At 39.6% G+C, this 23,300-nt stretch carries 20 protein-coding genes and 1 pseudogene; 10 read left to right on the forward strand and 11 right to left on the reverse strand.

All coding sequences use genetic code 11. From position 1 onward, the window contains the following. The first annotated feature begins 194 nt into the window (after positions 1-194). The 3 genes from M595_RS00590 to M595_RS00600 all read left to right on the forward strand — a co-directional run bounded on the left by M595_RS00590 (position 195) and on the right by M595_RS00600 (position 3,087). Entirely contained in the window at positions 195-1,028 is an 834-nt protein-coding gene (locus M595_RS00590) for a pentapeptide repeat-containing protein (RefSeq protein WP_023063892.1), read from the forward strand. Between the two features lie 85 nt (positions 1,029-1,113). Next, entirely contained in the window at positions 1,114-2,136 is a 1,023-nt protein-coding gene (locus M595_RS00595; protein ID WP_023064012.1) for a pentapeptide repeat-containing protein, read from the forward strand. Between the two features lie 21 nt (positions 2,137-2,157). Further along, positions 2,158-3,087 (forward strand): ribonuclease D, encoded by a 930-nt coding sequence (locus tag M595_RS00600; protein ID WP_023063840.1) that lies wholly within the window; start codon positions 2,158-2,160, stop codon positions 3,085-3,087. 12 nt (positions 3,088-3,099) lie between these two features. On the opposite strand, the gene pgsA is transcribed toward M595_RS00600, so the two are convergent. The 4 genes from pgsA to M595_RS00620 all read right to left on the reverse strand — a co-directional run bounded on the left by pgsA (position 3,100) and on the right by M595_RS00620 (position 7,902). Continuing rightward, complete coding sequence (gene pgsA / locus M595_RS00605; protein ID WP_023063955.1) at positions 3,100-3,618, reverse strand: CDP-diacylglycerol--glycerol-3-phosphate 3-phosphatidyltransferase; 519 nt, start codon at positions 3,616-3,618, stop codon at positions 3,100-3,102. A gap of 171 nt (positions 3,619-3,789) precedes the next feature. Beyond that, positions 3,790-4,488 carry a sugar transferase gene (locus tag M595_RS00610; protein WP_040483360.1) on the reverse strand — a complete coding sequence of 233 codons (699 nt, stop codon included), beginning with the start codon at positions 4,486-4,488 and terminating at the stop codon, positions 3,790-3,792. Between the two features lie 404 nt (positions 4,489-4,892). Then, entirely contained in the window at positions 4,893-6,263 is a 1,371-nt protein-coding gene (locus tag M595_RS00615; protein ID WP_040483387.1) for an alanine/glycine:cation symporter family protein, read from the reverse strand. A 205-nt stretch (positions 6,264-6,468) separates the two neighbouring features. Beyond that, positions 6,469-7,902 carry a DUF3370 domain-containing protein gene (locus tag M595_RS00620; protein ID WP_023063988.1) on the reverse strand — a complete coding sequence of 478 codons (1,434 nt, stop codon included), beginning with the start codon at positions 7,900-7,902 and terminating at the stop codon, positions 6,469-6,471. 219 nt (positions 7,903-8,121) lie between these two features. Between M595_RS00620 and M595_RS00625 the strand changes: the two genes are divergently transcribed. From M595_RS00625 to M595_RS00640, 4 genes are all read left to right on the forward strand, one after another. Then, entirely contained in the window at positions 8,122-8,682 is a 561-nt protein-coding gene (locus M595_RS00625) for a Uma2 family endonuclease (protein WP_023064035.1), read from the forward strand. 140 nt (positions 8,683-8,822) lie between these two features. Continuing rightward, positions 8,823-11,456 carry an alanine--tRNA ligase gene (gene alaS, locus M595_RS00630; protein WP_023063934.1) on the forward strand — a complete coding sequence of 878 codons (2,634 nt, stop codon included), beginning with the start codon at positions 8,823-8,825 and terminating at the stop codon, positions 11,454-11,456. A 55-nt stretch (positions 11,457-11,511) separates the two neighbouring features. Beyond that, entirely contained in the window at positions 11,512-11,697 is a 186-nt protein-coding gene (locus M595_RS00635; protein ID WP_023063982.1) for a hypothetical protein, read from the forward strand. Further along, positions 11,684-12,034: a type II toxin-antitoxin system PemK/MazF family toxin gene (locus tag M595_RS00640; protein WP_023064056.1), complete on the forward strand. Its 351-nt coding sequence runs from the start codon at positions 11,684-11,686 to the stop codon at positions 12,032-12,034. Before M595_RS00635 ends, M595_RS00640 begins: the two co-directional genes overlap by 14 nt. A 109-nt stretch (positions 12,035-12,143) precedes the next feature. Here the strand turns inward: M595_RS00640 and M595_RS00645 are convergent, their stop codons facing one another. From M595_RS00645 to M595_RS00665, 5 genes are all read right to left on the reverse strand, one after another. Beyond that, positions 12,144-12,488: a hypothetical protein gene (locus M595_RS00645; RefSeq protein ID WP_152983519.1), complete on the reverse strand. Its 345-nt coding sequence runs from the start codon at positions 12,486-12,488 to the stop codon at positions 12,144-12,146. A gap of 441 nt (positions 12,489-12,929) precedes the next feature. Beyond that, on the reverse strand, positions 12,930-13,406 hold the full coding sequence (locus M595_RS00650; protein ID WP_023063902.1) for a PIN domain-containing protein: 477 nt from the start codon (positions 13,404-13,406) through the stop codon (positions 12,930-12,932). A 3-nt stretch (positions 13,407-13,409) separates the two neighbouring features. Beyond that, positions 13,410-14,156 (reverse strand): hypothetical protein, encoded by a 747-nt coding sequence (locus M595_RS00655; RefSeq protein WP_023063877.1) that lies wholly within the window; start codon positions 14,154-14,156, stop codon positions 13,410-13,412. A gap of 66 nt (positions 14,157-14,222) precedes the next feature. Next, complete coding sequence (locus M595_RS00660; RefSeq protein WP_040483362.1) at positions 14,223-14,477, reverse strand: helix-turn-helix transcriptional regulator; 255 nt, start codon at positions 14,475-14,477, stop codon at positions 14,223-14,225. A gap of 33 nt (positions 14,478-14,510) precedes the next feature. Then, positions 14,511-14,783 (reverse strand): helix-turn-helix domain-containing protein, encoded by a 273-nt coding sequence (locus tag M595_RS00665; protein WP_238986998.1) that lies wholly within the window; start codon positions 14,781-14,783, stop codon positions 14,511-14,513. Between the two features lie 140 nt (positions 14,784-14,923). Here M595_RS00665 and M595_RS00670 point away from each other — a divergent pair, with 140 nt between their 5' ends. Next, positions 14,924-15,127 carry a hypothetical protein gene (locus M595_RS00670; protein ID WP_023063863.1) on the forward strand — a complete coding sequence of 68 codons (204 nt, stop codon included), beginning with the start codon at positions 14,924-14,926 and terminating at the stop codon, positions 15,125-15,127. A gap of 173 nt (positions 15,128-15,300) precedes the next feature. On the opposite strand, the gene M595_RS00675 is transcribed toward M595_RS00670, so the two are convergent. After that, entirely contained in the window at positions 15,301-15,738 is a 438-nt protein-coding gene (locus M595_RS00675) for a GNAT family N-acetyltransferase (protein WP_023064031.1), read from the reverse strand. A 312-nt stretch (positions 15,739-16,050) separates the two neighbouring features. Between M595_RS00675 and M595_RS28905 the strand changes: the two are divergent. Together M595_RS28905 and M595_RS00680 are read left to right on the forward strand one after the other, a co-directional pair. Next, positions 16,051-16,279, forward strand: a pseudogene (locus tag M595_RS28905) (ABC transporter ATP-binding protein); the annotation flags it as partial. Positions 16,280-16,440: 161 nt separating this feature from the next. Next, entirely contained in the window at positions 16,441-21,993 is a 5,553-nt protein-coding gene (locus tag M595_RS00680) for a trifunctional serine/threonine-protein kinase/ATP-binding protein/sensor histidine kinase (RefSeq protein WP_023063846.1), read from the forward strand. A gap of 4 nt (positions 21,994-21,997) precedes the next feature. On the opposite strand, the gene M595_RS00685 is transcribed toward M595_RS00680, so the two are convergent. Continuing rightward, positions 21,998-23,257: a YihY/virulence factor BrkB family protein gene (locus tag M595_RS00685; RefSeq protein ID WP_023064037.1), complete on the reverse strand. Its 1,260-nt coding sequence runs from the start codon at positions 23,255-23,257 to the stop codon at positions 21,998-22,000. Between the last annotated feature and the right edge of the window lie 43 nt (positions 23,258-23,300).

Below are 23,300 nucleotides of genomic sequence, written 5' to 3' on the forward strand. Positions count from 1 at the left end.
GTCGCAGAGTGTGGAGATTTCTTTTCAACCAAGTTGAGGTTGTTAGAGTGCAAATGAGTGACGATGCCAATCTCACAGTTAAGATGGCAGTATTTTATCCTCAATCCTCTGGGAAGATGGGAGTATCGGAAAACGATAGCAGAACGAGAAGTATAAACTCGAACTCTTAAAAAGAATCAATAGAGGTAAATTCTATGCAAGTTGATGAACTTTTGGAACGATATAAAGCAGGCGAACGGATGTTTCGAGCCGTTAACTTAATTGGAGTAGATTTAAGAGGTGTAGACTTAAGCGAAGCCATTCTAGTCCGAGCAAACTTACAAGATACAAGCTTTATTAATGCCAACCTAACTCAAGTGAATTTCCGCGAAGCCAAATTGATGGGGGTTGATCTCAGTGATGCGAACTTAATGGAAGCCAATCTGATCGGCGCTAACCTCACCAATGCTAAATTTGATCGCTGTGATCTCACCGGATCAAATCTGCGGGGATCTTCCTCTAAGTTGGTTAGTCTCACCCAAGCCAATCTCACCGATGCGAACCTCACCGAAGCCAATCTCGCCGAAGCCAATTTTGTCGGGGCAAATCTCACCAATGCGACCCTAATTCGGACTAACTTAATGAAAGCAAACCTGACGGGGGCGGTTCTCGAAGGGGCAAATCTCACCAACGTTATTCTCAGAGAATCTCTCTTAGAAGGAGCGAATTTAATTAATGCGACGCTCAGTGGTGCATTATTAATTAGTGCCAACTTCACCGACGCTGATATGAGTCGCGTTACCATGATTGGAGCTGATTTGAGCGATGCCAACTTGAGTGGAGTCAACCTACGTGCGGCGAATGTCAGTTGGACAACCCTACGCGGGGCTAATCTCAGTCGGGCGCGACTCTACCGCACTAAACTGAGTTGGTCAAACCTCAGCGGTGCTAATCTGATTGAAGCGGTACTGCTTGATACTCGCTTAGATCACGCCAATATGAGAGATGTAGACATCCGAGGCGCAATATTACCTGATCGACGGGAATAAATAACTGTGTCAAATCGTAACAAATCTGAGTAACTTCCCTAGTGAGGCGTGCCACAATTGAAGGAGAACTTGGAGACCCTAATTAATGGAGATTAAAGAACTTCTACAGCGTTATGCTACTGGAGAACGAGATTTTAGAAAAATTAATCTGATTGGGGCGCGTCTTATTCACGCTAATCTACAAGGGGTTAACTTTGAGTCAGCTTCCCTGGCGGGGGCGAACCTCACCCGCACTAAACTCAACGAAAGTAATCTCAATAATGCTTTCCTCTACGCGAGTAATCTTCATTATATTCAACTGGGTAAAGGACAACTCGTCGCCGCTGATCTCACCAAAGCCAACCTCGAAGGCGCATTTTTGGTGAAATCAAACTTACAGGGAGTCAAACTCAGTGGGGCTATTTTGCGCGGGGTTAATTTGCGTTCAGCGAACCTCACCGGGGTAAACTTATGTGGGGCAAATCTCAGCGGGGTTAACTTACGTTCAGCAAATCTCACCGGGGCTAACCTCTGTTGGGCAAATCTCAGCTATGCTCGTTTAAATGGTGTCACACTTGATGAAACTCGTCTGACGGGGGTGATTTTGAATCATGCTCATTTGGTGGAAGTAGACTTCTCAGAAATGGATTTAAACGGGGTTGATTTCTCCGAAGCAAACCTCAAAAAAGCTAACTTACAAAAGACGGATCTCACCGCCGCTAACTTCCATCTCGCCCAAATGACACAAGTGAACCTCACAAAAGCCACTCTCAATGGAGCAAACTTAACTGAAGCTATTTTAAAACACAGTAATCTCACCGAAGCTGTTTTACTTCGAGCGGATTTAACAGACGCCAATTTAACCAACGCCAATTTAAGTGGGGCAAACCTCAATCTGTCAACCCTTGCAGGGACAAACTTCACAAACGCAAAACTTCAACACACTTATTTGTGGAAAGCTGATTTACGCGGTGCAAATCTAGAAGGCGCTCAGTTACAAGGTGCAAGTTTACGCAGTGCAAATCTAGAAGGCGCTAATCTCACAGGAGCCAATTTAACCGATACTATTATGCCAGATGGTTCGACTTATCATGATGTCGCGAATTTAAGTCTGTGTTCCTCATTTTAGCTTCAAATCTGCTCAAAATTTATGTCTTATTTAACCGCACCTGAATCCATCAAAGCTGTTATTTATCAACTGTCTTCGGCTCAAACATTATGGCTCGATACCGAAGTTGCAGATTACAAAAACAAACCTCGGTTATCTTTGATTCAAGTGTTGACAACACCCAACGAGATCAAGAGCGATCATCTCTACCTCTTTGATGTTTTAGATCAACCAGAATTAACGACTCTGTTTATTGAGAACATCATGGCAAATCCTGCCATTGAAAAAGTCTTTCATAATGCCAACTATGACTTAAAGTTCTTAGGAAAAAAACAGTCTAAAAATGTCACCTGTACTTTGGTAATGGCAAAAAAAATCCCCTATTATTTGCTTCCCGTTCCCAACTATCAACTCAAGACATTAGCTACTCAACTCGGTGACTTTACCAATATTGATAAACAAGAACAAAGTAGCGATTGGGGACAACGCCCACTTACCGAAAAACAGCTTGAATATGCTCAAATGGATGTAGTCTATTTAGCTCAGATTCATCAATGTTTGCTCAAACTCCAACCCCTCGCCGCACCCGATCCCACAACAGAAGATCTCAACAAACTCGCCACTCGTTATCAGGAAATTGCCCATCAATGGAAACAACTAGACTCAGAAATAACTCACATTCAAGATCGTCTCAAACAAGCGATGAAAACTCAACACGTTGATCAGACAGATAGCTTTAAATTATCCAGTTCCCAACGCAAAACCCTAAAAACCACCTTTGCTCAACTCTCAGAATTTGTACAGACTCAAAACCTAGAGCTTGATTTCCCCCTAACCTTAACTCAAGCCTTACAAAAACAACTCGGAGAAACAATTCAACAACTTCCTACCCAAGAAGAAAATACAACCGTCTGGCGTCTCATTCCCAAAGCAAAAGATCACAATTCTGAGTCCGAGTTTCCCCCATTCTGATCTTCTTCTGTCCTAAGTTTCTGTCTCAGGTTTAGCGGGTAACAGATAAATTATTCCTGAAATTAACGTTAAAGCCACCGCCGCCCAAAACCCGACTATACTTGCAATTTCCCACTCAGAAGGTAAAGGTGCAATTAACAAACAAATCGCAATAATCTGCACAACCGTTTTGAGTTTTCCCCAAATATTCGCCCCTGAAATTTTAGTTTTATTGACTCGCCAACCTGCGATCGCCAATTCTCGCGCTAAAATCAAAAATACACCCCAAGCTGGAACTTGTCCAAGTTCAACCAACGCCAAAAGTGGCGCCAACACCAGCAATTTATCCACCAACGGATCAAGAAATTTCCCGAGATCAGTTACTTGGTTGAGTTTCCGGGCGAGATAGCCATCTAGCCAGTCTGTAGAAGCCGCCACAACAAAAACCGCAAAACAAATCCACCGACTTTCTAACGTCGGTTCATGTAGCCCATAAAGCAGTATGGGAACACCCAATAAACGAGAGAACGTGATCCAGGTGGGTAAATTCATCTCTAACTCCTCGCCTTCTATTCAACAACCAGAAAACCAATTTTCTCAGACCGTATCTATGAGTATATAACTTTTGCAAAATTAAAATCTAGCCAGGAGTTCCTCAGCTAGACTTGGGGTGATCACAGATTTAAGGGGTTCTAGGACAACTGATGGAGTAGTGAAGGGTGATTAATAAGCTCCATTTTTATTGAGAACGGCTGTAATTGTTTTGATGATCAGCACGATATCATAGAATCTAGACCACTTGCGTTGATAGTTAATATCCATCATCACAATTTCTTCAAAATCATCAATACTTGAACGACCATTTGCTTGCCATTCTCCGGTAATTCCGGGTTTAACATCTAATCGTCGCCAGTGATGATCTTCGTATTTCTCAACTTCATCTGGAGTCGGAGGACGAGTTCCAACGATGCTCATTTCTCCCTGCAAAACATTCCAAAATTGCGGAAACTCATCGAGGCTTGTCTTTCTTAAAAATTGACCTAAATGAGTAATACGGGGATCGCAATCATTCTTGAAAATATGACCTTTAGCTTGGTTTTCTACCAAATGTTTCATTTGATCGGCGTTCACAACCATTGATCGAAATTTCCACATCCGAAAGGGTTTCCCTCTAAAACCACAGCGAACTTGACTGTATAAAAGCGGCCCTGGATCATCAAAACACATGATTATTTTAATCGGAATAGCCACAATAATAGTAATTGTTAATCCAATTAATGCAACAAAAATATCAAGAATACGTTTGAATTTTGAACGAACTGAAGGATGTATTCTTTTCCCAAAAGAGAAAGGATTTGAATGGTATCCTTTCATTAAATATTTGTCTGCTGCATGGATAGAGGACTTAAAAATACCAGTCATAACACTTAACCCCGGTTATTTATCAAGTGTGAGTTGTACTCCATTTTCATTCTAAATAGAATTGTTATTTAATGAAAGTTTTGTATTGAGGTTTGACTAAATTTTTACGAAAGCTTTAAAAATTTGATTCGTTTTTTCACAAATACCTCATGTTTGTAAATATTTAGTGGTTAATATTTAGAGATAGATTGGTGAACAGGACAGAAAAGAGGATAAAGCAGGCGGAAATAAGCAACGGGACGGACTCCAACCTTTTATACCAAAATCAAATTAAACCAAAAAATGTAACTTAAAATACAGTTTATTGGTTATTAATATGTATTTTGCTACGCATCGGTAAGAAGTAAAGAATCCATTCCCATCAACAAGACTGGAGTTTAAACGGAGATTTGAGGATATTATGATTAAAAACGAGAAAAATAATCCTTTAAATCTTGAGAAACTTGACTCGCAAGAAAATACATCCCTAACAAGTTTGGTAATGCCATTGTCAAATACATCGCATCACTAAATTGAATCACAGAATTGGGATTAGCAACAGACCCCATGAAAATCGCCAGTAAAAACAGAAGTTTATAAATAATAGCTGTGCGACTTCCTAATAAATACTCCCAACAAAGTTGACCATAATAGCCCCAGGAAATCATCGTCGAAAAGGCAAACAAAAACACGGCCAAAGCCAAAATATAGGGAAAGCCCGGAATAACCGTAGAAAATGCCGCAGAGGTTAATTCTGAACCGCCTAAATTAGAAAATTCTGGATTATTATAAGCACCCGTGAGAATAATCACCAAAGCCGTCAAGTTACAAACAAGAATCGTATCAATAAAAGGTTCTAAAACCGCAACAATCCCCTCCCGCACAGGTTCATCCGTTTTAGCTGCCGAATGGGCGATTGCTGCAATTCCCAACCCGGCTTCGTTAGAAAAAGCCGAACGTCTAAACCCTTGAATAATTGCCCCTAATGTTCCTCCTGTTGCCGCTTTAAAACTAAAGGCGCTCGTTAAAATTGTGGTGATTGCAGCCGGAATTGCGGTAAAATGAGTTAAGATGACATAAGCTGCGCCCAAAATATATATCCCACACATAAATGGTACAATTGTCGCCGCCACAGAAGCAATCCGACGAATCCCTCCCAAAATTACTAACCCCACTAAAAATACCATTAAAATTCCATAAATCCAGCCCCGTTCTGCTATAATTGGAATAACCTGGGCAACGCCAACTTTAGACTGATTTGATTGATAAATACTCGAACTTCCTAACGCCCCGCAAATCGCTAAAATAGCAAATAAAATAGATAAAATTTTGCCAAAAAACGGTAAGCCGAGTTTGGATAACCCCTCAGAAAGATAATACATCGGCCCTCCGGCAACGGTTCCATCCGGCTTAACTAAGCGATATTTTTGACCTAAAGTACACTCAACAAATTTAGTGGTCATTCCCAAAAAACCCGCCAAAGTTAACCAAAAACAAGCCCCAGGCCCTCCTAAACGAATGGCAATTGCAACTCCGGCAATATTCCCCAGTCCAACGGTTGCAGATAAAGCCGTTGCCAATGCTTGAAAATGGGAAACTTCCCCCACTTCATCGGGGTTATCATATTTTCCTCGAACAATATCTATGGCGTGTTTAAATGCCCGAATATTAATAAACCGCATCCAAACGGTAAAAATAGCCCCGCCAGAAATTAACCAAATAACAATTAAGGGCATTCCCCCAATTTCCAAAAAGATGATATCATTAATCAGTTTGAGAAGTTGGGAAATAGTCATTGAAAGGTGTTCGATAAAGTTGAAGTTAGTTTGAGGGTTAATTGTTGTTACCGTTAACATAAAATAAGTGAGCAAAATAATTCGCCAAAATACCAATCAATAATATAACAGTAAATGGCGCGAAAAATTTTCTAGGTTCTGAAAAGATCTATGCGGGTTGGTAAAACAAATTAGGGCGCTCTTGCTTGCGCCCCTACAAGTTGAATTATTTAGAGGTTTGAGGATCAGTTTCAACGGTTAAAACTTGCGGTGGAGTTGCATCGGGAGGATAACGAAAATCAACTCTAACGGTTCGTTTTTCTTGGGGTTTTAACGTAACGGTTAACAACGGTTCAACCTGTTGACCTCGACGTTGCCACAAATGAACATAACGAGTTCTGCTTTTATTCTGTTCATTTCGATAACGTAACCGTACTGTTCCCCGAAAATAGGGAAAATCCCAAGACGGTTGACGAAACATTAAGCCCCCTTGCGAAAGACGTTCTTCTTTATTGGGTGTTGCTAACGTTACCGTCACCGTTTGTGATGTATTCGTGGGGTTCAATAACGGTAATTTCAAATCATAATGTAACCCATAATTTCCATGAGACTCATAGGCTGTATCGGGATATCGAACTAATAATTTTGCCGCTTGAACTTGTTTCGTTCCCAACGTTCCCGCCCGAACTGTACTAATTACATAAGAAAATCTTTTTCCAACTTCAGGAATTATTAAACTCTCTTGACCCGCATCGACTAAATTCGCCACCCACCGAGAACCCTGCTGAACTCCCGCTACTCGACTATAAATTAACTCACCCCCAATTTGATCGGGAGGAGTTGGCATTTTATCACGAGGTTGTGCTAAAGTTTCTCTGTTGAGTAATTGTTGCCACTCAACTAAAGTCGGGGCAATCTCTCTACCGTCCGGGTGCTGCTTCGCATACATAGCCAAACTGGCAACATAAACCCCAGCAGGGGAATTGGGTGTATCGCCCCGGCTATTTAATTTCATAAAGGTAGAACGACCATTGACAGGACGTTCTAAGCCCTTAACCGGAATGGGATGATTGAGTAACATTCGACTTTCCCCAGGCGGAATTACCAACTTTTCAGGAAAACCCGCTTGTCGAACCCCTCGTAAAACAGTATCTACAGCCCGAATACCCGGGCCAGAATAAACCTCTCCTTTCGGGTTTTCACTCAGAGGTGGTTTCTGTTTAAATGGTGCATCCGGTTCCATTAGATAACTCGCCGCTGCTAAAATATCGAGTGTTACTTTTTCTGTTCCGGGATTATTAACAATTATTCCCAAATATAATGTTTTTGACTCCGGTGGCGTGTGAACAAAATGATGGGCAAACAGTTCAAATTTGCTGTTAAAAGAATAGTTTAAATGTGCTTCGGGAAAGGCTTTCCCGTCCCTTGGAAAGGTCGAAAGTAAAATTCCTTCTTTTTTTACCCATTCCGGACTATTACTATTAAACATCGCAATACTATCCAGTTTTCCCGGTAACGAACGCACTTCACCTGGCTGAATAATGACTTCTGGTGTCGCCGCTTGTAAGGGATACGGCTGCGGTTCCATTTTTAGAAAAATACCACAACCACCACACAATGTTAACGCCGCAACCAGAATAGAAACAACAGGATTTTTCATAGGTTTTAAACCGTTGGGAGATGGGAAAAGCATCGCTTTTTTGTAAAATATGCTTTCATCCTATGATTGACGTTTGCCGGATAATTTTTGAGCCTTTTCGGTTGTGGAAATCACAAATTAATCCGGGGTTATCTTATTAACGATTAAACTTGATCAATCCCAACTAAAAATTCGTGATAAAATAAGATTAATTTGACCCCTAATATAAACAAGTTTATTATGTCAGTTCAACAATTAAAACGACGGTTTACTATTTCTGAATATCATCAAATGGCAGAAGTTGGAATTTTAACACCAAGCGATCGCGTTGAACTCATTAACGGAGAAATTATCGAAATGTCGCCCATTGGAAAACGTCATGCAGCTTGTGTCAATCGGTTAAATCAGTTATTTTCTCAAAGCTTAGGTGATCGCATTTTAATCAGTGTTCAAAATCCAATATTACTGAATAATTTATCCGAACCCCAACCCGATATCGCTTTACTCCAACCTCGAAGTGATTTTTATGCGTCAGGACATCCTCAAGCCTCGGATATCTTTCTGATTGTTGAAGTCGCCGATAGTAGCATCAACTACGATCAAGAAGTCAAAATCCCCCTTTATAGTGCGAGTGGAATAACAGAAGTTTGGTTAATAGATTTGAATCAAAATATTTTACAAGTTTATCAACAACCGACACCTAACAACTATCAGATCATTCAACAATTTCAACCCGAAAACAGCCTATCTTCTCTCGCCTTTCCAGAAAATAACTTTCGAGTTGATCAGATGATTTTATAATTCAATTGAGAAAAATTTTAAATTCATCAAAACCAGACTCACCAAAGGTCAGTTACAGGACTACAATAGAGATTACACGATTTACGGGTATTAAAATTTTTTTACCCGATATTATTGTACTGTATTGACCTTTAGCGATTATGTCTTTTTCTCCACAGTCTCTTAGCGGTTCAGAAATTCGGCAAAAATTCCTTAACTTTTATGCCGAACACAGTCATAAAATTCTCCCTAGTGCTTCGTTAGTTCCAGAAGATCCGACGGTACTTTTAACCATCGCCGGAATGTTGCCTTTTAAACCCATTTTCCTCGGACAACGCCCTCCAGAAGTTCCTCGCGCCACCACCTCGCAAAAATGTATCCGTACCAACGACATCGAAAATGTGGGACGCACCGCCCGCCATCACACCTTTTTTGAGATGTTAGGCAATTTTAGCTTTGGTGATTATTTTAAACCACAAGCGATCGCCTGGGGTTGGGAATTGTCAACAAAAGTTTTTGGTTTACCTCCCGAACGTTTGGTGGTGAGTGTGTTTGAAGATGATGACGAAGCCTTTGAAATTTGGCGCGACAAAATAGGCATTCCCGGCTATCGCATCCAACGCATGGGAGAAGACGACAACTTTTGGAAGTCTGGCCCGACTGGTCCCTGTGGCCCTTGTTCGGAAATTTACTATGATTTTCATCCCGAACTTGGTGATGATAACATTGATTTAGAAGATGATACCCGGTTTATCGAGTTTTATAACTTGGTTTTCATGCAGTATAACCGGGATGCAGATGGAAATTTAACCCCATTACAAAACAAGAATATTGACACGGGAATGGGGTTAGAACGAATGGCGCAAATTCTCCAAAGCGTTCCCAATAATTACGAAACCGACTTAATTTTTCCCATTATTAAAACGGCGGCGGATATTGCGGGAATAGACTACAAAAAAAGCGATGATAAAACCAAAGTTTCGCTGAAAGTAATTGGCGATCATGTTCGGGCTGTGGTTCATTTAATTACTGATGGGGTAACAGCATCTAATATTGGTCGGGGTTATATTCTTAGACGGTTAATTCGTCGGGTGGTTCGTCACGGGCGGTTAATTGGAATTGAGGGGGAATTTACCACCAAAGTTGCGGAAACGGCGATTCGTTTGTCCGAAGAAGCTTATCCTCAAACTCGGGAACGAGAAACGTTAATTAAAACAGAATTGCAGCGGGAAGAAGAACGGTTTTTGGAAACCTTAGAACGGGGCGAAAAACTGTTGGCAGAAGTTCTGGATAAGAAACCGAAAAAAATCTCCGGTAAAGATGCGTTTGTTTTATATGATACTTACGGTTTCCCCTTAGAATTAACCCAAGAAATTGCCGAAGAAAATGGGTTAACGGTGGATGTTGAAGGGTTTGAAGCGGAGATGGAAGAACAGCGCCGACGCTCTCAAAATGCCCACGAAACGATTGATTTAACGGTTCAGGGCAGTTTGGATAAATTGGCAGAAAACATTCATCCAACGGCATTTTTAGGCTACTCGGAACCGATTTCGGAAGCGTTGGTTAAAGCAATATTAGTCGAAGGAAAATCTGTAGAGTCCGCAGAGGCGGGAACAAAGGTGCAAATTGTTCTCGATCAAACGCCTTTTTATGCAGAGTCGGGCGGACAAATTGGCGATCGCGGTTTTCTCAGTTTTGGGGAGACTGTGGTGCGAGTCGAAGATGTACAAAAAGAGTCGAATATCTTCATTCATTTGGGCAAAGTTGAACGGGGAATATTAACCGTTGGGATGACCGTAAACGCCCAAATTGATCGGGCTTGCCGACGTCGCGCCCAAGCCAATCATACCGCAACTCACCTATTACAAGCGGCGTTAAAATTAATCGTCGATCCGACTATTTCTCAGGCGGGTTCTTTGGTATCGTTTGATCGCCTGCGGTTTGATTTTAACTGTCCCCGTCAGTTAACACCGGAAGAGGTTCAACAAGTCGAAGATCAGGTGAATACTTGGATAGCGGAGGCGCATCCGGCTGTGGTTGCAGAAATGCCATTAGAAGAAGCGAAAAAGAAGGGTGCAACCGCAATGTTTGGCGAGAAATATGCTGATGTCGTGCGGGTAGTTGACTATACGGGTGTTTCGATGGAATTGTGCGGCGGAACTCACGTTAATAATACCGCCGAAATTGGGCTGTTTAAAATTGTCAGTGAGACGGGTATTTCTTCGGGTATTCGTCGCATTGAAGCGGTGGCGGGACAGTCGGTTTTGGATTATCTAAAAGTGCGGGATAATGTGGTGAAAGAGTTGGGCGATCGCTTTAAAGCCAAGCCGGAAGAATTGCCGGAACGGATTACAAATTTGCAAAATGAGTTGAAGGCGACTCAGAAACAATTGGAAGCCGCAAAAGGGGAATTGGCGATCGCAAAATCCGATCAATTGTTAGCAACAGCAGAAACAGTTGGTGAGGTTAAAATACTGGTGGCGGAACTTCCCGGCGTCGATGCGGACTCGTTAAAAACGGCTGCGGAACGGTTGCAACAAAAGTTAGGAGAAAGTGCGGTTGTGTTGGGTTCTTCGCCGGAAGAAGGAAAGGTGAGTTTGGTTGCGGCGTTTAGTTCAAAAGTTCACAAAGAGAAGAAATTACAAGCCGGAAAGTTCATCGGAAATATCGCCAAAATTTGCGGCGGCGGCGGCGGCGGACGTCCGAATTTTGCCCAAGCCGGGGGACGGGATGCCAGCAAGTTATCAGAGGCGTTAGAGAGTGCAAAAACTCAGTTAGTTGAGGGGTTGAAGTAGTTCGTGTTTGGTGGGCATTGCCCACCTTAAAATTAAAATTAAGGGAGTATAGGTTATGACATCCAACCCAACTTTAAAACAAGTTCAAGAGTTAATTCTCAAGTTACCCATTACCGAGCAAATTATTTTGTTTGAAGACTTAGAAGAAAGACTGGAAACCGTAGTTATGATGAATCTAGCAGAAACGGGTTTTCAAGAATGGAATGAACCAGAGGAAGATATTTACAATGTCGAATCCTAAAGCACAAGAAATTTGGTTGGTTCGGTTTCCATTTAGCGATTTAACTTCTACTAAAGTTAGACCAGCACTAATTATTGCTGTTCATCGAGAGGAGTTAATTATTCTAGGAATATTCTCAAAAGTTTCTCTCGAAATTTTACGCGAAACTTGGGTAGTTGTGGAAGAAGATTACCCAAGTTTTTCCGATACAGGGTTAAAAAAGAGATCGCTGATTAGAGCAGAAAAAATTGCAACTGTTAGCACCTCGGTTTTTCAGAAAAAAATTGGAACTTTACCTGATGATCTTTTCGTTTCGGTACAAGAAGCATTAAAAAAAGCTCTCAATATTTCCAATTAATCTTTTTAAATTCGGTTTTTTGGAGGAATTTAAGTTAATAAAAAAATGGGCTATTTGCCCACTTTTAAGAATCTTGTTTAGACAATTAAATTGATCGTTGAAGCGAAATTTACCATGCTAATTTCTGGAGTGGTAATTTCTTGATCCAAGTTATCCAATCTGTATCTAGTACGGGGCCTGTTGCTCCTAAGTTGCACATCGGTGCCATTGCAGCTAGAGGAGGAAAGACAGTAGATCCACCTGCATTAACTATATAGCAAGTTCCAACAATTATACCTGCTTCTGCTACTTGTTTAGCAACATTACAACTTATCTCCTCTAATCCATTTTCTGGAGTGCTAAATAGACAGCGTGTAACGAAGCCACCAATGTCAGAAACAGTCTGAGCAGATGTATCAAACAGTGCTGAGGTATCTAGAAAGTTCATACTCGGAGCAGCATGAACTGGTTGCACATTTCCTATAAAACTTATAAAAGTAATTGTACAAGCGACAACTATTGCAGTAAACTTGCGTAGCATTGGATGTTTGCTCCTGTTATAAGTTAATTGATTTGCAGGTTAACTAACTTTAGTATTGCAAGTTTTTTATTCTCCGTCTTCCGTAGGTTCACGGATTTTAAAAGATTTAATTAGTTACGTGTATTTACGGATAAACTCTCTAGGATATGATCTTGGCTTGATTTCTTTAGTCAGAGGTACATCAGCATACCTAAATACTCAAAACCTCATAAATTTGACACAGTTAACACTAAACTTTGCGATCGCATTTAACAAAAAATCTTTAATTGTCCGTCAAGTCAACAAGCCCGAAATCATCGGGAATTTCCTCTAAAGATTCAATTTTCAATATCCGTATCATCGCTTTCTACTGACGGGGAGTTGGCGATCGCTATCTTATACTCTAATATTCATCCATTCCAGAGCATTATCTTGAGCAAATATTTTCATGTGTCTTAAATTTTTAGTAGCAATCAATACCGCTCGACCGGGAAAGGTTTCTTTGAGAATCATCCACTGAGCAGAAATAATCATATCTGCATCAATATTTTTGTCATCTGCTGTTGAGATATGATTCTGACGAGCATCAGCCCACAGTTCAGCCGCTTTCATCATTACTTCTGTTGTGAGAGGGAGAAAATCAATCGTATTTCTCAGATTATCTAAAATTTCTAAACCTTGACTTTTAATCCGAATTAATTCCCGCCTCACTTCATAGTCAGAAATATCTGAGGTGACTACATAAACCGATTTTGCCAAGAGTGAATAAAACCATTCTCTACATTGATATATTTCGCTGTCTTCAGCTTCAGATGTATCTCGAATAGGAGTTGCAAGTAAGCCAAGCACTCCTGAATCTAATATAACAATCATGTGTTAAATTTTGTTCCCGTTTCGCTTATCTTCTATTTCTTGAAGTCTCGATTTTGCCCAAGCCATAGCCGCCTGATTTTTTTCAAGTTGTTCTTCTGGAGTTCGTCCTAAATGTTTTAAATAAGGTAACAAACTACTGGGCTGTTTGACATTCATTGTTTTGACTTGCTTGAGCAAAGTTTGAGCAGTTATCCAGAGTTGAGAAGTCGATTTTGATTTTCTCAGTTCAATGGCTCTATCTACGGCTTTTGGTATCAGCAAAAAAGAATCTTTGTATTTTTTGTATAAATTTTCTTGTGTCTTAAGAGAAGGAATAAGGAGTTTAAGCTGAATCATAAATCCTTGAAAACCGAGAAACTTAGAATTTGCTTGACGGGTAAATTGATATGCCCAATTAATAAAAAATTGGCGGCTCTCATCTGAGAAAAGATCCCAACATAACTCTATCCCGACCGCAAGCTTTTCAAGCTTCTCGACATACAGATTGATATCGCTGGGAAGGTCATCTTCAAAATCTATCTTTGTATCAACAGCTTCTAGATATTTGCGAGTTCCCTCCTTCATTTGCTCTATTGTATTTTCAACACTTTCGCCTCTGAGTGCAGCAATTTCTCGGAAAAACTCATCAATTTCATCGGAGAATGAATGTGGATTTAGATAGCTATTTAAAATCAACTGTATACTATTAACATCGGCTGTACTTTCACATAACCGATCTGGTTCTTTTTCTAGCAAAGTTCCATTAACCATTTTTATATTTCTCCCATTTTTACTTAGCTATTATTCACTTTAGTTCATATTATATCTGTACAACATCTAATCATCCGATGGCCCAAAATGATCCGGTAAATCTTCTATCGTTTTTCCTTTCGACTCCAGCAAACGTGCTAAAGCCTTAATTTGCGGAACCGTGAACGTCGGTACATTATCCCCCGCTTCCCAACGGCTGACGGTTCGCGAAGAAATACCCAACTGTCTGGCTAACTCCTCTTGAGACATTCCCAGTTCATCTCTTAGCTTTTTCAGGGGTGATTCCCCCACTCCTTCTCTTGATGGTCTTCGTTGAGGCATAGCGCAACATGACAAAATCCAAACACGTTAATCCTAATCGTCCGTCAAGTCAACAGGCCCAAAATCATCGGGAATTTCCTCTAAAGATTCAATTTTCAATATCCGTATCATCGCTTTCCACTGGCGGGGAGTCGGTTTGGCTTCGGTTTCCCCAGAAATCCAACGCTGATAGGTTCGCAGGGGAATCCCACACAACACGGCAAATTCCGCTTGAGACAGTTGAGTTCGTTCAAGTCTGAGTGTTTCTATTGGTGAGGGACTGTCCTGGGGTCTTCGATCTTTTTTCATGCCAAATTTATGCGTCATATTGACATAACCAAATTAGCACGTCATAATGACACTGTTAGCTCACATATAAATTTTCCGACTTCTAAGAGTCAAGACGGGGCAAAACTGCCCCTACTTTCTAGTGTCTCATTTTGTTTGTCACTGATCGCAACAAAACCATGAATTACCAACAACAACTCTATCCTTGGGTCATCTATCGCCTGTTACCCAACCTGAAACGCCTGATAGTTGCTCGGTTTCGCCGTCGCAATCATGCCGAAGAACACCTCAAAATCCTAAAACGGTTGCTTCCTCAAGTCAAATTTGCCATTACATTTGAAGTTTGTTCCGATGAAAATTCTTCCGTTGATTCAATAAATTGAGTGCATTCACAAGTTTAATATTAGCAAAAATGCGATTTTAACTGTAGGATATTGCTAACACAAAACTTAGCGATCGCTTACAACAAAAAATCTTTAATTATCCATTAAATCAACCTGGTGAGAATAGGATATTTCCAGTATCCCATTTTTTGTTAAAAACTTATTTCAAGCAATCACAGAGAATAATAAGATGATGTTGGTTTAACCCGCTTCATTAACTTCAATTCACCGACATCGCTGGTAAACCCTAACTTTTCATAAAAAGGAATTGTCTCGGGTAAACAAACCAAAAGAAAAGCTTCTATCGATTGTAGCTGAGGATGATCTAAAAGAGACTGAATCAGAGTCTGTCCCAATCCTTGCTTTTGATAAGTCGAATCAACAATCACATCCCAAATCACAGCCCGATACACATAATCGGTTAAGACTCGCGCAAACCCAATTAACTTTTGATGATCTGGGTGATTAATTCCTATAATCAAATCAGAATGCTGCAACATCTTGTTAACATCTTCAGTTGTTCGTCCTTGACCCCACCAAGTAGACTGATAGAGTCGAACTAAATCCTGAACTTGGGATTGATTAAGTTGACTGATGAATTCTATATTCATAAATTAATGGAGTCTCTCAGAATCGATTGTCTCCTCAACAGGGAAAAGCGTCAACTCCCGAAACTATCGAAGTCACAACCTAGAACGCTACAATAGCCTAGTAGCCGGGGTGATGCTATCCTCACTCATCCCATCCTACAGCACCCAACTCTATATATAAGGTATAGAGTCAGCGATCGCCATTATTCGGGTCTAGATGAGAGCTAGCGATAAGTTTAGCTAATATTTGTAATCATTCTAACTTGATTTATCAGTAATTTGTTATCCATTTTTCCCACCTATAAGTAATAGCTTATCAGTCTGATTGAAAATTCATTGTTGATGATTACTCATGATATTGATGAAGCATTATTCCTTGCAAATCGATTGGTAATGATGACAAATGGCTCCCATGCAACCATCGGTGAAGTGTTAGAAATTCCCTTTGAACGAACGAAGCGATCGCACACAAATCATGGAGGACCCAGAGTATTATAATCTTCGCAACTATGCGCTTGATTTCCTCTATAATCGGTTTGCTCACGATGATGATGCGGCTTAAATCAAGTTAAAGTTTTTTGACTCGTCAGCCGAAGATCAGTTACAGGTAGGAGAGAAGTTAACCTTTTCTACCTGGATTTTTATTGTTCAACAGAAGACGGAGACTGTTCTTTCCAGGGTTCATTAAAATATAATGATATTAACTCTTGTGAGTAACACTTTATGAAACCCGTCATTGGCTACCAGTTCCACGACCAAGTTTATGTCAGCTCTCGTACATTAGTTTATCGCGCCCTCCGAGAATCTGATCAAAAACCTGTTGTTGTCAAACTCTGTCGCCATCTCTATCCCAGTTTTCGTGAGCTTGCTCAATATCGCAACGCCTACGCCTTAGTCGCCAATTTAGATGTACCCGGAGTGGTCAGAATGCTGGCTCTTGAACCCGTTGAGCAACGTTTAATGTTGGTGATGGAAGATATGGGTGGAGTTTCTTTGAGCCAATACCTGAATCAACGGGGTATTCATTGGGGAAATGATAGGAATAGTTTAACAGAATTTCTGCAAATCGCGCTACAACTCGCCGAAATTTTAGAACAGTTACACCACCATCAAATTATTCACAAAGATATTAAACCTCATAATATTATTATAAATCCTCAAACTCAAAAAATTCAACTGATAGACTTTAGTTGTGCGTCTCAACTTCCCAAGGAAACCGCCGAAATTTGCAGCCCTAATCGTTTAGAAGGAACGCTGGCTTATCTATCGCCAGAACAAACCGGACGGATGAATCGAGGCATTGATTATCGCAGTGATTTTTATTCCCTGGGGGTGACGTTTTATCAATTGTTAACGGGTGAACTTCCCTTTTATTCTGATGACCCTATGGAGATCATTCATGGTCATATTGCTCGTCAACCTCAACCCATTATTAAACTCAATTCTAATCTTCCCAAAGTCATCAATGACTTTGTACTTAAGTTGATGGAAAAAATGCCAGAAGCACGATATCAAAGTGCATTAGGAGTTAAAAAAGACTTAAAAAAATGTTTGTCTTTATTGCAAAAAACAGGGAAAATTGAAAAGTTTGAGTTAGCTAAAAACAAAACAAAAAATCAATTTTTTATTTCTGAAAAACTGTATGGTAGAGAGCAAGAAGTTAAAATATTATTGGCTGCTTTTGAGCGAATTTCTTGCCGATGTCATCGTGAACAAAACAGTGGTCAGTCCAAACTAGAATTAATGCTCATTGCTGGATTTTCAGGGATTGGTAAATCTGCACTGGTTAACGAAATACATAAACCGATTGTTGAAAAAAAAGGATATTTTATCTCCGGTAAATTTGACCAATATCAACGAGATATTCCCTTCTCTGCTTGGATTAATGCGTTACGAGATTTGATTAAGCAGATTTTGAGCGAACCTGAAAATAAAGTTCAAGTAATTACTGCAAAATTACAGCGTGCTTTAGGAGAAGAAGGACAGGTTTTAGTTGATGTTATTCCCGAGTTAGAACTGTTAATCGGTCAACAATCACCTGTGACTGAACTTTCTTTTTCGGCAAGTCAAAACCGTTTTAATTTATTATTTCAAAAGTTTATTAGTGTATTTGCTCAAGTCGAACATCCTTTAGTCATCTTTTTAGATGATTTACAATGGTCTGATTTAGGTTCATTGCAGTTAATACAGTTGCTAACAGAAGTGAGTGAATCCTGTCATTTATTATTGATTGGTTCCTATCGAGATAATGAGGTAAGTTCTTCCCATCCTTTAATGGGGGTGATTGACAATATTAAAAAATTGGGAGTTGCGGTGAATCAAATTACATTACAGCCTTTTTCTCAATCTGCATTAAATCAGTTAGTTGCTGATAGCTTAAACTGTCCTCTAGAGAAAGCATTACCTCTGACTCAACAGGTTGAATGTAAAACCCAAGGAAATCCCTTTTTTACGGCTCAGTTTCTCAAATCTCTCCAAGCAGAAGGATTGATTTTTTACGATTTAAAATACAATCAATGGCAATATAAACTTAACCCTATAAAAGTTTTAGCTCAAAATCAAGATATTATCGAGTTAATCGCGAGTCAACTCAAAAAGTTACCCCAAGAAACTCAGGAAATATTACAACTAGCGGCTTGTATTGGTCATCAGTTTGATTTAGCAACCTTGTCACTGATTTGGGAAAAAACTTGGCCAGAAACAGCTTCAGGGTTGTGGTTTTCATTACAAGAAGGGTTTATTTTACCCGAGGATAAAAGTTACAAATTTTATCAACAAGGCTGTGACGAAAGATTCCCTTTAACCATTCAAGAACTCAATAATCCCAGTTATCATTTCTTACATGATCGAGTTCAACAGGCGGCTTATTCATTGATTCCTGAAGATCAAAAAGCCTCAACTCACTTAACGATTGGTAGAATTTTGTTACAGAATCTTTCCTTGGAAAAACAAGAAGAAAAAATTTTTGATATTGTTAATCACCTTAATTACGGTATTGAACTTATAACTCAGCCTGAACAACGAGAAGAATTAGCACGTCTAAATCTACAAGCTGGAAAAAAAGCAAAAGCATCAATAGCCTATCAAACATCAAGTTATTATTTAGATTTAGGTATTAATTTATTAGATTCTCTATGTTGGAAAACTCAGTATAATCTTGCTCTTTCATTATACGAAGAAGCAGCAGAAGCTAACTATTTAAGTGGTGAGTTTGAACCCATGAGTTTATTGATCGATACCGTTCTAGAAAACAGCCATAACATTTTAGATAAAATCAAAGTTTATGAAATTAAAATTCAGGCTGAGATTGCTAAAGGCAAAACTCGAAGTGCTTTGCGAACGGCTTTATCTGTTCTAGAAATATTAGGAATTTCATTGCCAGAATATCCCTGTAAATCAGAGATTTATGAATACATAAAAGCAACACAAATGGCTCTCACAGGTAGAGAAATACTAGATTTATATAACTTACCATTACTTCAAGATGAATTACAATTAGCCCGGATTAAAATATTATCAACTTTGTTTTCGATTACATTTGTCAGTCAACCGAATTTATTACCTATAGTCGTTTGTGAGCCAGTTCGTTTATACTTAGAAGCAGGTATTTCTGAAAATTCAAGTTTTTCTTTTGCTACTTATGGCTTAATTTTATGTAGCTTAGAACAAAATATAGAAGCCGGATATGAATTTGGAAGATTGGCTTGTAAACTGTTAGAAAAGTTTAAAAATAAAGACAACAAAGCAAAAGTAATAAATGTTGTTTATTGTACAATTGAGCATTATAAGAACAAGGTTAGAAATACATTAGATCCTTTTATAGAAGGTTATAAAGTGGGTTTAGACACTGGAGATTTGGAATATGGAAGCTACTGCATTCTCCATTATTGTAATTACTCTTTCTGGGCTGGAATCAATTTGAAGAGCCTAGAAACAGAAATCTCTCAGTACAGTAATTCTTTACTCAAGTTAAAACAGTACAACAACTATTACTATAATGAAATCTGTCATCAATCTGCAATAAATTTGATTGAACCATTTAAAGATGTAGACACTCTTTTGTTATCGGGTTCTATCTACGACGCTCAAAAATTTATTCCAATTTATAAAAAGAATAATGATCGCTATGGATTATTTCAAACTTATTTGCATCAACTTGTTCTTTCTTTTTTATTTTATAACTTCAGTCAATCTCAACACTATGCTGTTTTAGCAGAAGAATATCTTGATGGAGTCACGGGAATGATTTATATTCCTGTTTTCTACTTCTACAGTAGCCTTTCACAACTTGCAACTTCTTCTCAAACCGAGCAAAATGATCAAGATAAAATCTTAACGCAAGTGACTAAAAAGCAAGAAAAAATAAAATTTTTTGCAGATCATGCTCCGATGAATTACTTACATAAATATCATTTAGTTGAGGCTGAATATCATCGAGTGAAGGGAGAAAAAATAGAAGCAATTGAAGCATATGATCGTGCGATTACCTTAGCCAAAGAAAACGAATATTGTCAAGAAGAAGCACTGGCGAATGAACTAGCGGCTAAATTTTATTTAGACTGGGGAAAAACTAAAATTGCTCAAACCTATCTAATCGAAGCATATTATAGTTATCTAGCTTGGGGTGCCACTGCAAAAGTTCAACACCTAGAACAATATTATCCAGATTTACTGACTCCTATTTTAGTTCGAGAGAGCGAAGATGATCCTTTACTCAGTTATAGCTCTATTTCATCAACTGGATATTCAAATAGTTCTAGCAATAAAACGCAGAATTTACTCGATTCCAGCACCGTCATTAAAGCGTGTCAAGCTCTTTCTAGTGAGATTCAACTCGATAACTTGCTTTCTACCTTAATGCAATTGGCTATCGAAAATGCAGGAGCGCAAAAATGTGCTTTAATAGAATATAAAAATGAGCAGTTAATCTTAGAAGCAATCGCTTATGCTCCTGATCAGACTTCAAAAGATCAACCCCTTTCACGACTATCTTTTGATCGTCCTTCTCTGGCGGTAGAAACCTGTATTAATATTCCTCAAGCTGTGATTAATTATGTTTGGCGAACTTCAGATGCTTTAGTCTTTGAAGATGCGGCAACTCAGGCGACTTGGATGAATGATCCCTACTTACAGCAGCAACAACCGAAGTCGGTTTTATGTTGTCCAATTGCCAAGCAAAATCAAATTATTGGTATCTTGTATTTAGAAAATAATTTAATTACAGCCGCCTTTACTCCCGAACGGTTACAACTTTTAGAGTTAATTACAACTCAAGCTGCAATTTCTCTAGAAAATGCTCGACTCTATAACAATTTAACAACAGCTAAAGCCGAATTAGAAACAGTCAACCAAACTCTCGAACAAAAAGTGCAGCAACGCACCCAAGAACTTCATGACAAAAATCAAGATTTAGTCGAGACACTCAAAGCATTAAAACAGACTCAAACTCAACTGATTCAAACGGAAAAAATGTCGAGTTTAGGACAGTTAGTAGCGGGAGTTGCTCACGAAATCAATAATCCAGTTAACTTTATCTATGGTAATCTTGTTCCGGCTCAAGAATATACTGAAGATCTATTAAAAGTGATTACAGCTTATCAGCAATATTATCCTGAACCCAATACATTTATTCAAAACTTAATTGAACAAGTTGATTTAGAGTTTCTGATTGAAGATCTGCCTAAACTGTTAAATTCTATGAAAATTGGGGCAACTCGGATCAAAGAAATTGTTGAATCTTTGCGAAACTTTTCTCGTTTAGATGAAGCCGAAGTCAAATTAGTCAATGTTCATCAGGGGATTGACTCCACTTTAATGATTTTGCATAATAACCTCAAGGCAAAAGCGGATTCACCTGAGATTAAAATTGTCAAAAACTATCGAAATTTATCACAGATTGACTGTTATCCAGGCCAGCTAAATCAGGTATTCATGAATATTATTGTCAATGGAATTGATGCTCTAAAATCCGGTCAACCCAAAGCTGACACTCCGGCAACTATTACGATTACCACAGAAGAAACAATCAATCAAACGGTACGAATTCGCATCGCGGATAATGGCATCGGTATGAGTGAACAGGTGCAGAAACAGATTTTTGATCCGTTTTTCACGACTAAACCTGTGGGGAAAGGAACCGGGCTAGGCTTGGCGATTAGCTATCAAATTATCGTTGAACGTCACCGAGGTCAATTACATTGTGTTTCAACTGTGGGTGAAGGGACAGAATTTATCATTGAAATCCCACTCCGACAGTCTGCTACGAGCAGAACCTAATCTTTTATGGAAGATTTGCCGGAGGAAGTCTGGGGATAGATTTTCGGAGTCGCATGGCTTCGCCGACAGTCACGTTAACTTGAGCGCCAATCAACATCACTAATGAACTAATGTAAAGCCACAAAAGCAAAATAATAAACGCACCAATCGCGCCATAAGTGAGGTTATAATTGCCAAAATGGGTAACGTATAGGCGAAACAAATTAGAAATCACAGCCCATGAAATCGCGGCTAAAATTGCCCCCGGAACAAGAGGCGTTTCGGGTTGTCGTTTACTCGGCCCAAAGCGATAAATTAAAGCAAAATTAGTCGCCACAATTCCCAAAGCAATCGGCCATCGTAACTGTTTCCAGGTATTGGGTAAGGTTTTGACTAACAAACATTGCTGTACGGGGGGTTGTTCCAGACAGTCTTTAATTTGATCGAGGGGACAAGTTCCCACGGTTTCGAGAATACAACTTTGACGGGCGATAATATCAACGACCAGATCGCTGATAAAGACTAACCCACAAGCAACAATCAGCAATAGAATACTACCCAACGCCAGGGCGATCGCAATTAATTTGGCTTCCCAAAACGGTCGAAGCCGATCTCTAGGGACTCGATGAATGTGGTTGAGGGCCACCATCGCCGAACCGATCACCGCAGAAAACAGCCAAATGGAAACAACCAAACTAAAGGAAAACACCTCCCCGCTGCTGTTGAGCAACATTCGTTCCCAAACCGTCGCGATCTGAACTTGTACTTCTTGGGGAACAATAACGGCGACGAGAGTTGCCAATTCCTGAAGGGTATTCTGCAAGGACTCCGATAAACTAATCGCCGCAATAATCGCCAATAAAGCCGGAAACAGACCTAAAATAGAGTTATAAGCCATTTCTGCCGAAAGACCATTCAGGCGTTGTTCAGCAGTGCAAATCGCGACTTGCTTGATCGTTGTCCAGTTGATATAAAGAAAAAAGCCAAAAAAGCGAAAGATCACCTGGGGGATTTTTCCGAAAATGCGTTTGAGATAGCGGTACAGACGAATCAAAAGATCGGCCGTTGTCTCCGCTGCATCTTCGAGTGAAGTCTTGAGTTTGGAATGAGAGAGGGTCTGCCATTTTGTTCGGTTAAACTCAGGTGAGATCCCAAACAGTCGAGCCACTCGTTCAAATAAGGTTTTGAGAATAGCCCAAACCCAGGAAAATAGAGTGACTAAGAGATTGGCGACTAGCTCTGCCAACCGTTCGACGAGCCGATGAATCGAGATCAGGTTGAACACTTGCCGAAGTCTAAACTATCCTCATTTTAAAATGTCAGTATTA

It is taken from the genome of Lyngbya aestuarii BL J (assembly GCF_000478195.2).
Lineage (GTDB): Bacteria > Cyanobacteriota > Cyanobacteriia > Cyanobacteriales > Microcoleaceae > Capilliphycus > Capilliphycus aestuarii.

Excerpts from the sequence above, each read along its gene's own strand:
- M595_RS00590 (WP_023063892.1), top strand. The coding sequence starts at position 195 with ATGCAAGTTGATGAACTTTTGGAACGATATAAAGCAGGCGAACGGATG.
- M595_RS00595 (WP_023064012.1), top strand. The coding sequence starts at position 1,114 with ATGGAGATTAAAGAACTTCTACAGCGTTATGCTACTGGAGAACGAGAT.
- M595_RS00600 (WP_023063840.1), top strand. The coding sequence starts at position 2,158 with ATGTCTTATTTAACCGCACCTGAATCCATCAAAGCTGTTATTTATCAA.
- pgsA (WP_023063955.1), bottom strand. The coding sequence starts at position 3,618 with ATGAATTTACCCACCTGGATCACGTTCTCTCGTTTATTGGGTGTTCCC.
- M595_RS00610 (WP_040483360.1), bottom strand. The coding sequence starts at position 4,488 with ATGACTGGTATTTTTAAGTCCTCTATCCATGCAGCAGACAAATATTTA.
- M595_RS00615 (WP_040483387.1), bottom strand. The coding sequence starts at position 6,263 with ATGACTATTTCCCAACTTCTCAAACTGATTAATGATATCATCTTTTTG.
- M595_RS00620 (WP_023063988.1), bottom strand. The coding sequence starts at position 7,902 with ATGAAAAATCCTGTTGTTTCTATTCTGGTTGCGGCGTTAACATTGTGT.
- M595_RS00625 (WP_023064035.1), top strand. The coding sequence starts at position 8,122 with ATGTCAGTTCAACAATTAAAACGACGGTTTACTATTTCTGAATATCAT.
- alaS (WP_023063934.1), top strand. The coding sequence starts at position 8,823 with ATGTCTTTTTCTCCACAGTCTCTTAGCGGTTCAGAAATTCGGCAAAAA.
- M595_RS00635 (WP_023063982.1), top strand. The coding sequence starts at position 11,512 with ATGACATCCAACCCAACTTTAAAACAAGTTCAAGAGTTAATTCTCAAG.
- M595_RS00640 (WP_023064056.1), top strand. The coding sequence starts at position 11,684 with ATGTCGAATCCTAAAGCACAAGAAATTTGGTTGGTTCGGTTTCCATTT.
- M595_RS00650 (WP_023063902.1), bottom strand. The coding sequence starts at position 13,406 with ATGATTGTTATATTAGATTCAGGAGTGCTTGGCTTACTTGCAACTCCT.
- M595_RS00655 (WP_023063877.1), bottom strand. The coding sequence starts at position 14,156 with ATGGTTAATGGAACTTTGCTAGAAAAAGAACCAGATCGGTTATGTGAA.
- M595_RS00660 (WP_040483362.1), bottom strand. The coding sequence starts at position 14,477 with ATGCCTCAACGAAGACCATCAAGAGAAGGAGTGGGGGAATCACCCCTG.
- M595_RS00665 (WP_238986998.1), bottom strand. The coding sequence starts at position 14,783 with ATGACGCATAAATTTGGCATGAAAAAAGATCGAAGACCCCAGGACAGT.
- M595_RS00670 (WP_023063863.1), top strand. The coding sequence starts at position 14,924 with ATGAATTACCAACAACAACTCTATCCTTGGGTCATCTATCGCCTGTTA.
- M595_RS00675 (WP_023064031.1), bottom strand. The coding sequence starts at position 15,738 with ATGAATATAGAATTCATCAGTCAACTTAATCAATCCCAAGTTCAGGAT.
- M595_RS00680 (WP_023063846.1), top strand. The coding sequence starts at position 16,441 with ATGAAACCCGTCATTGGCTACCAGTTCCACGACCAAGTTTATGTCAGC.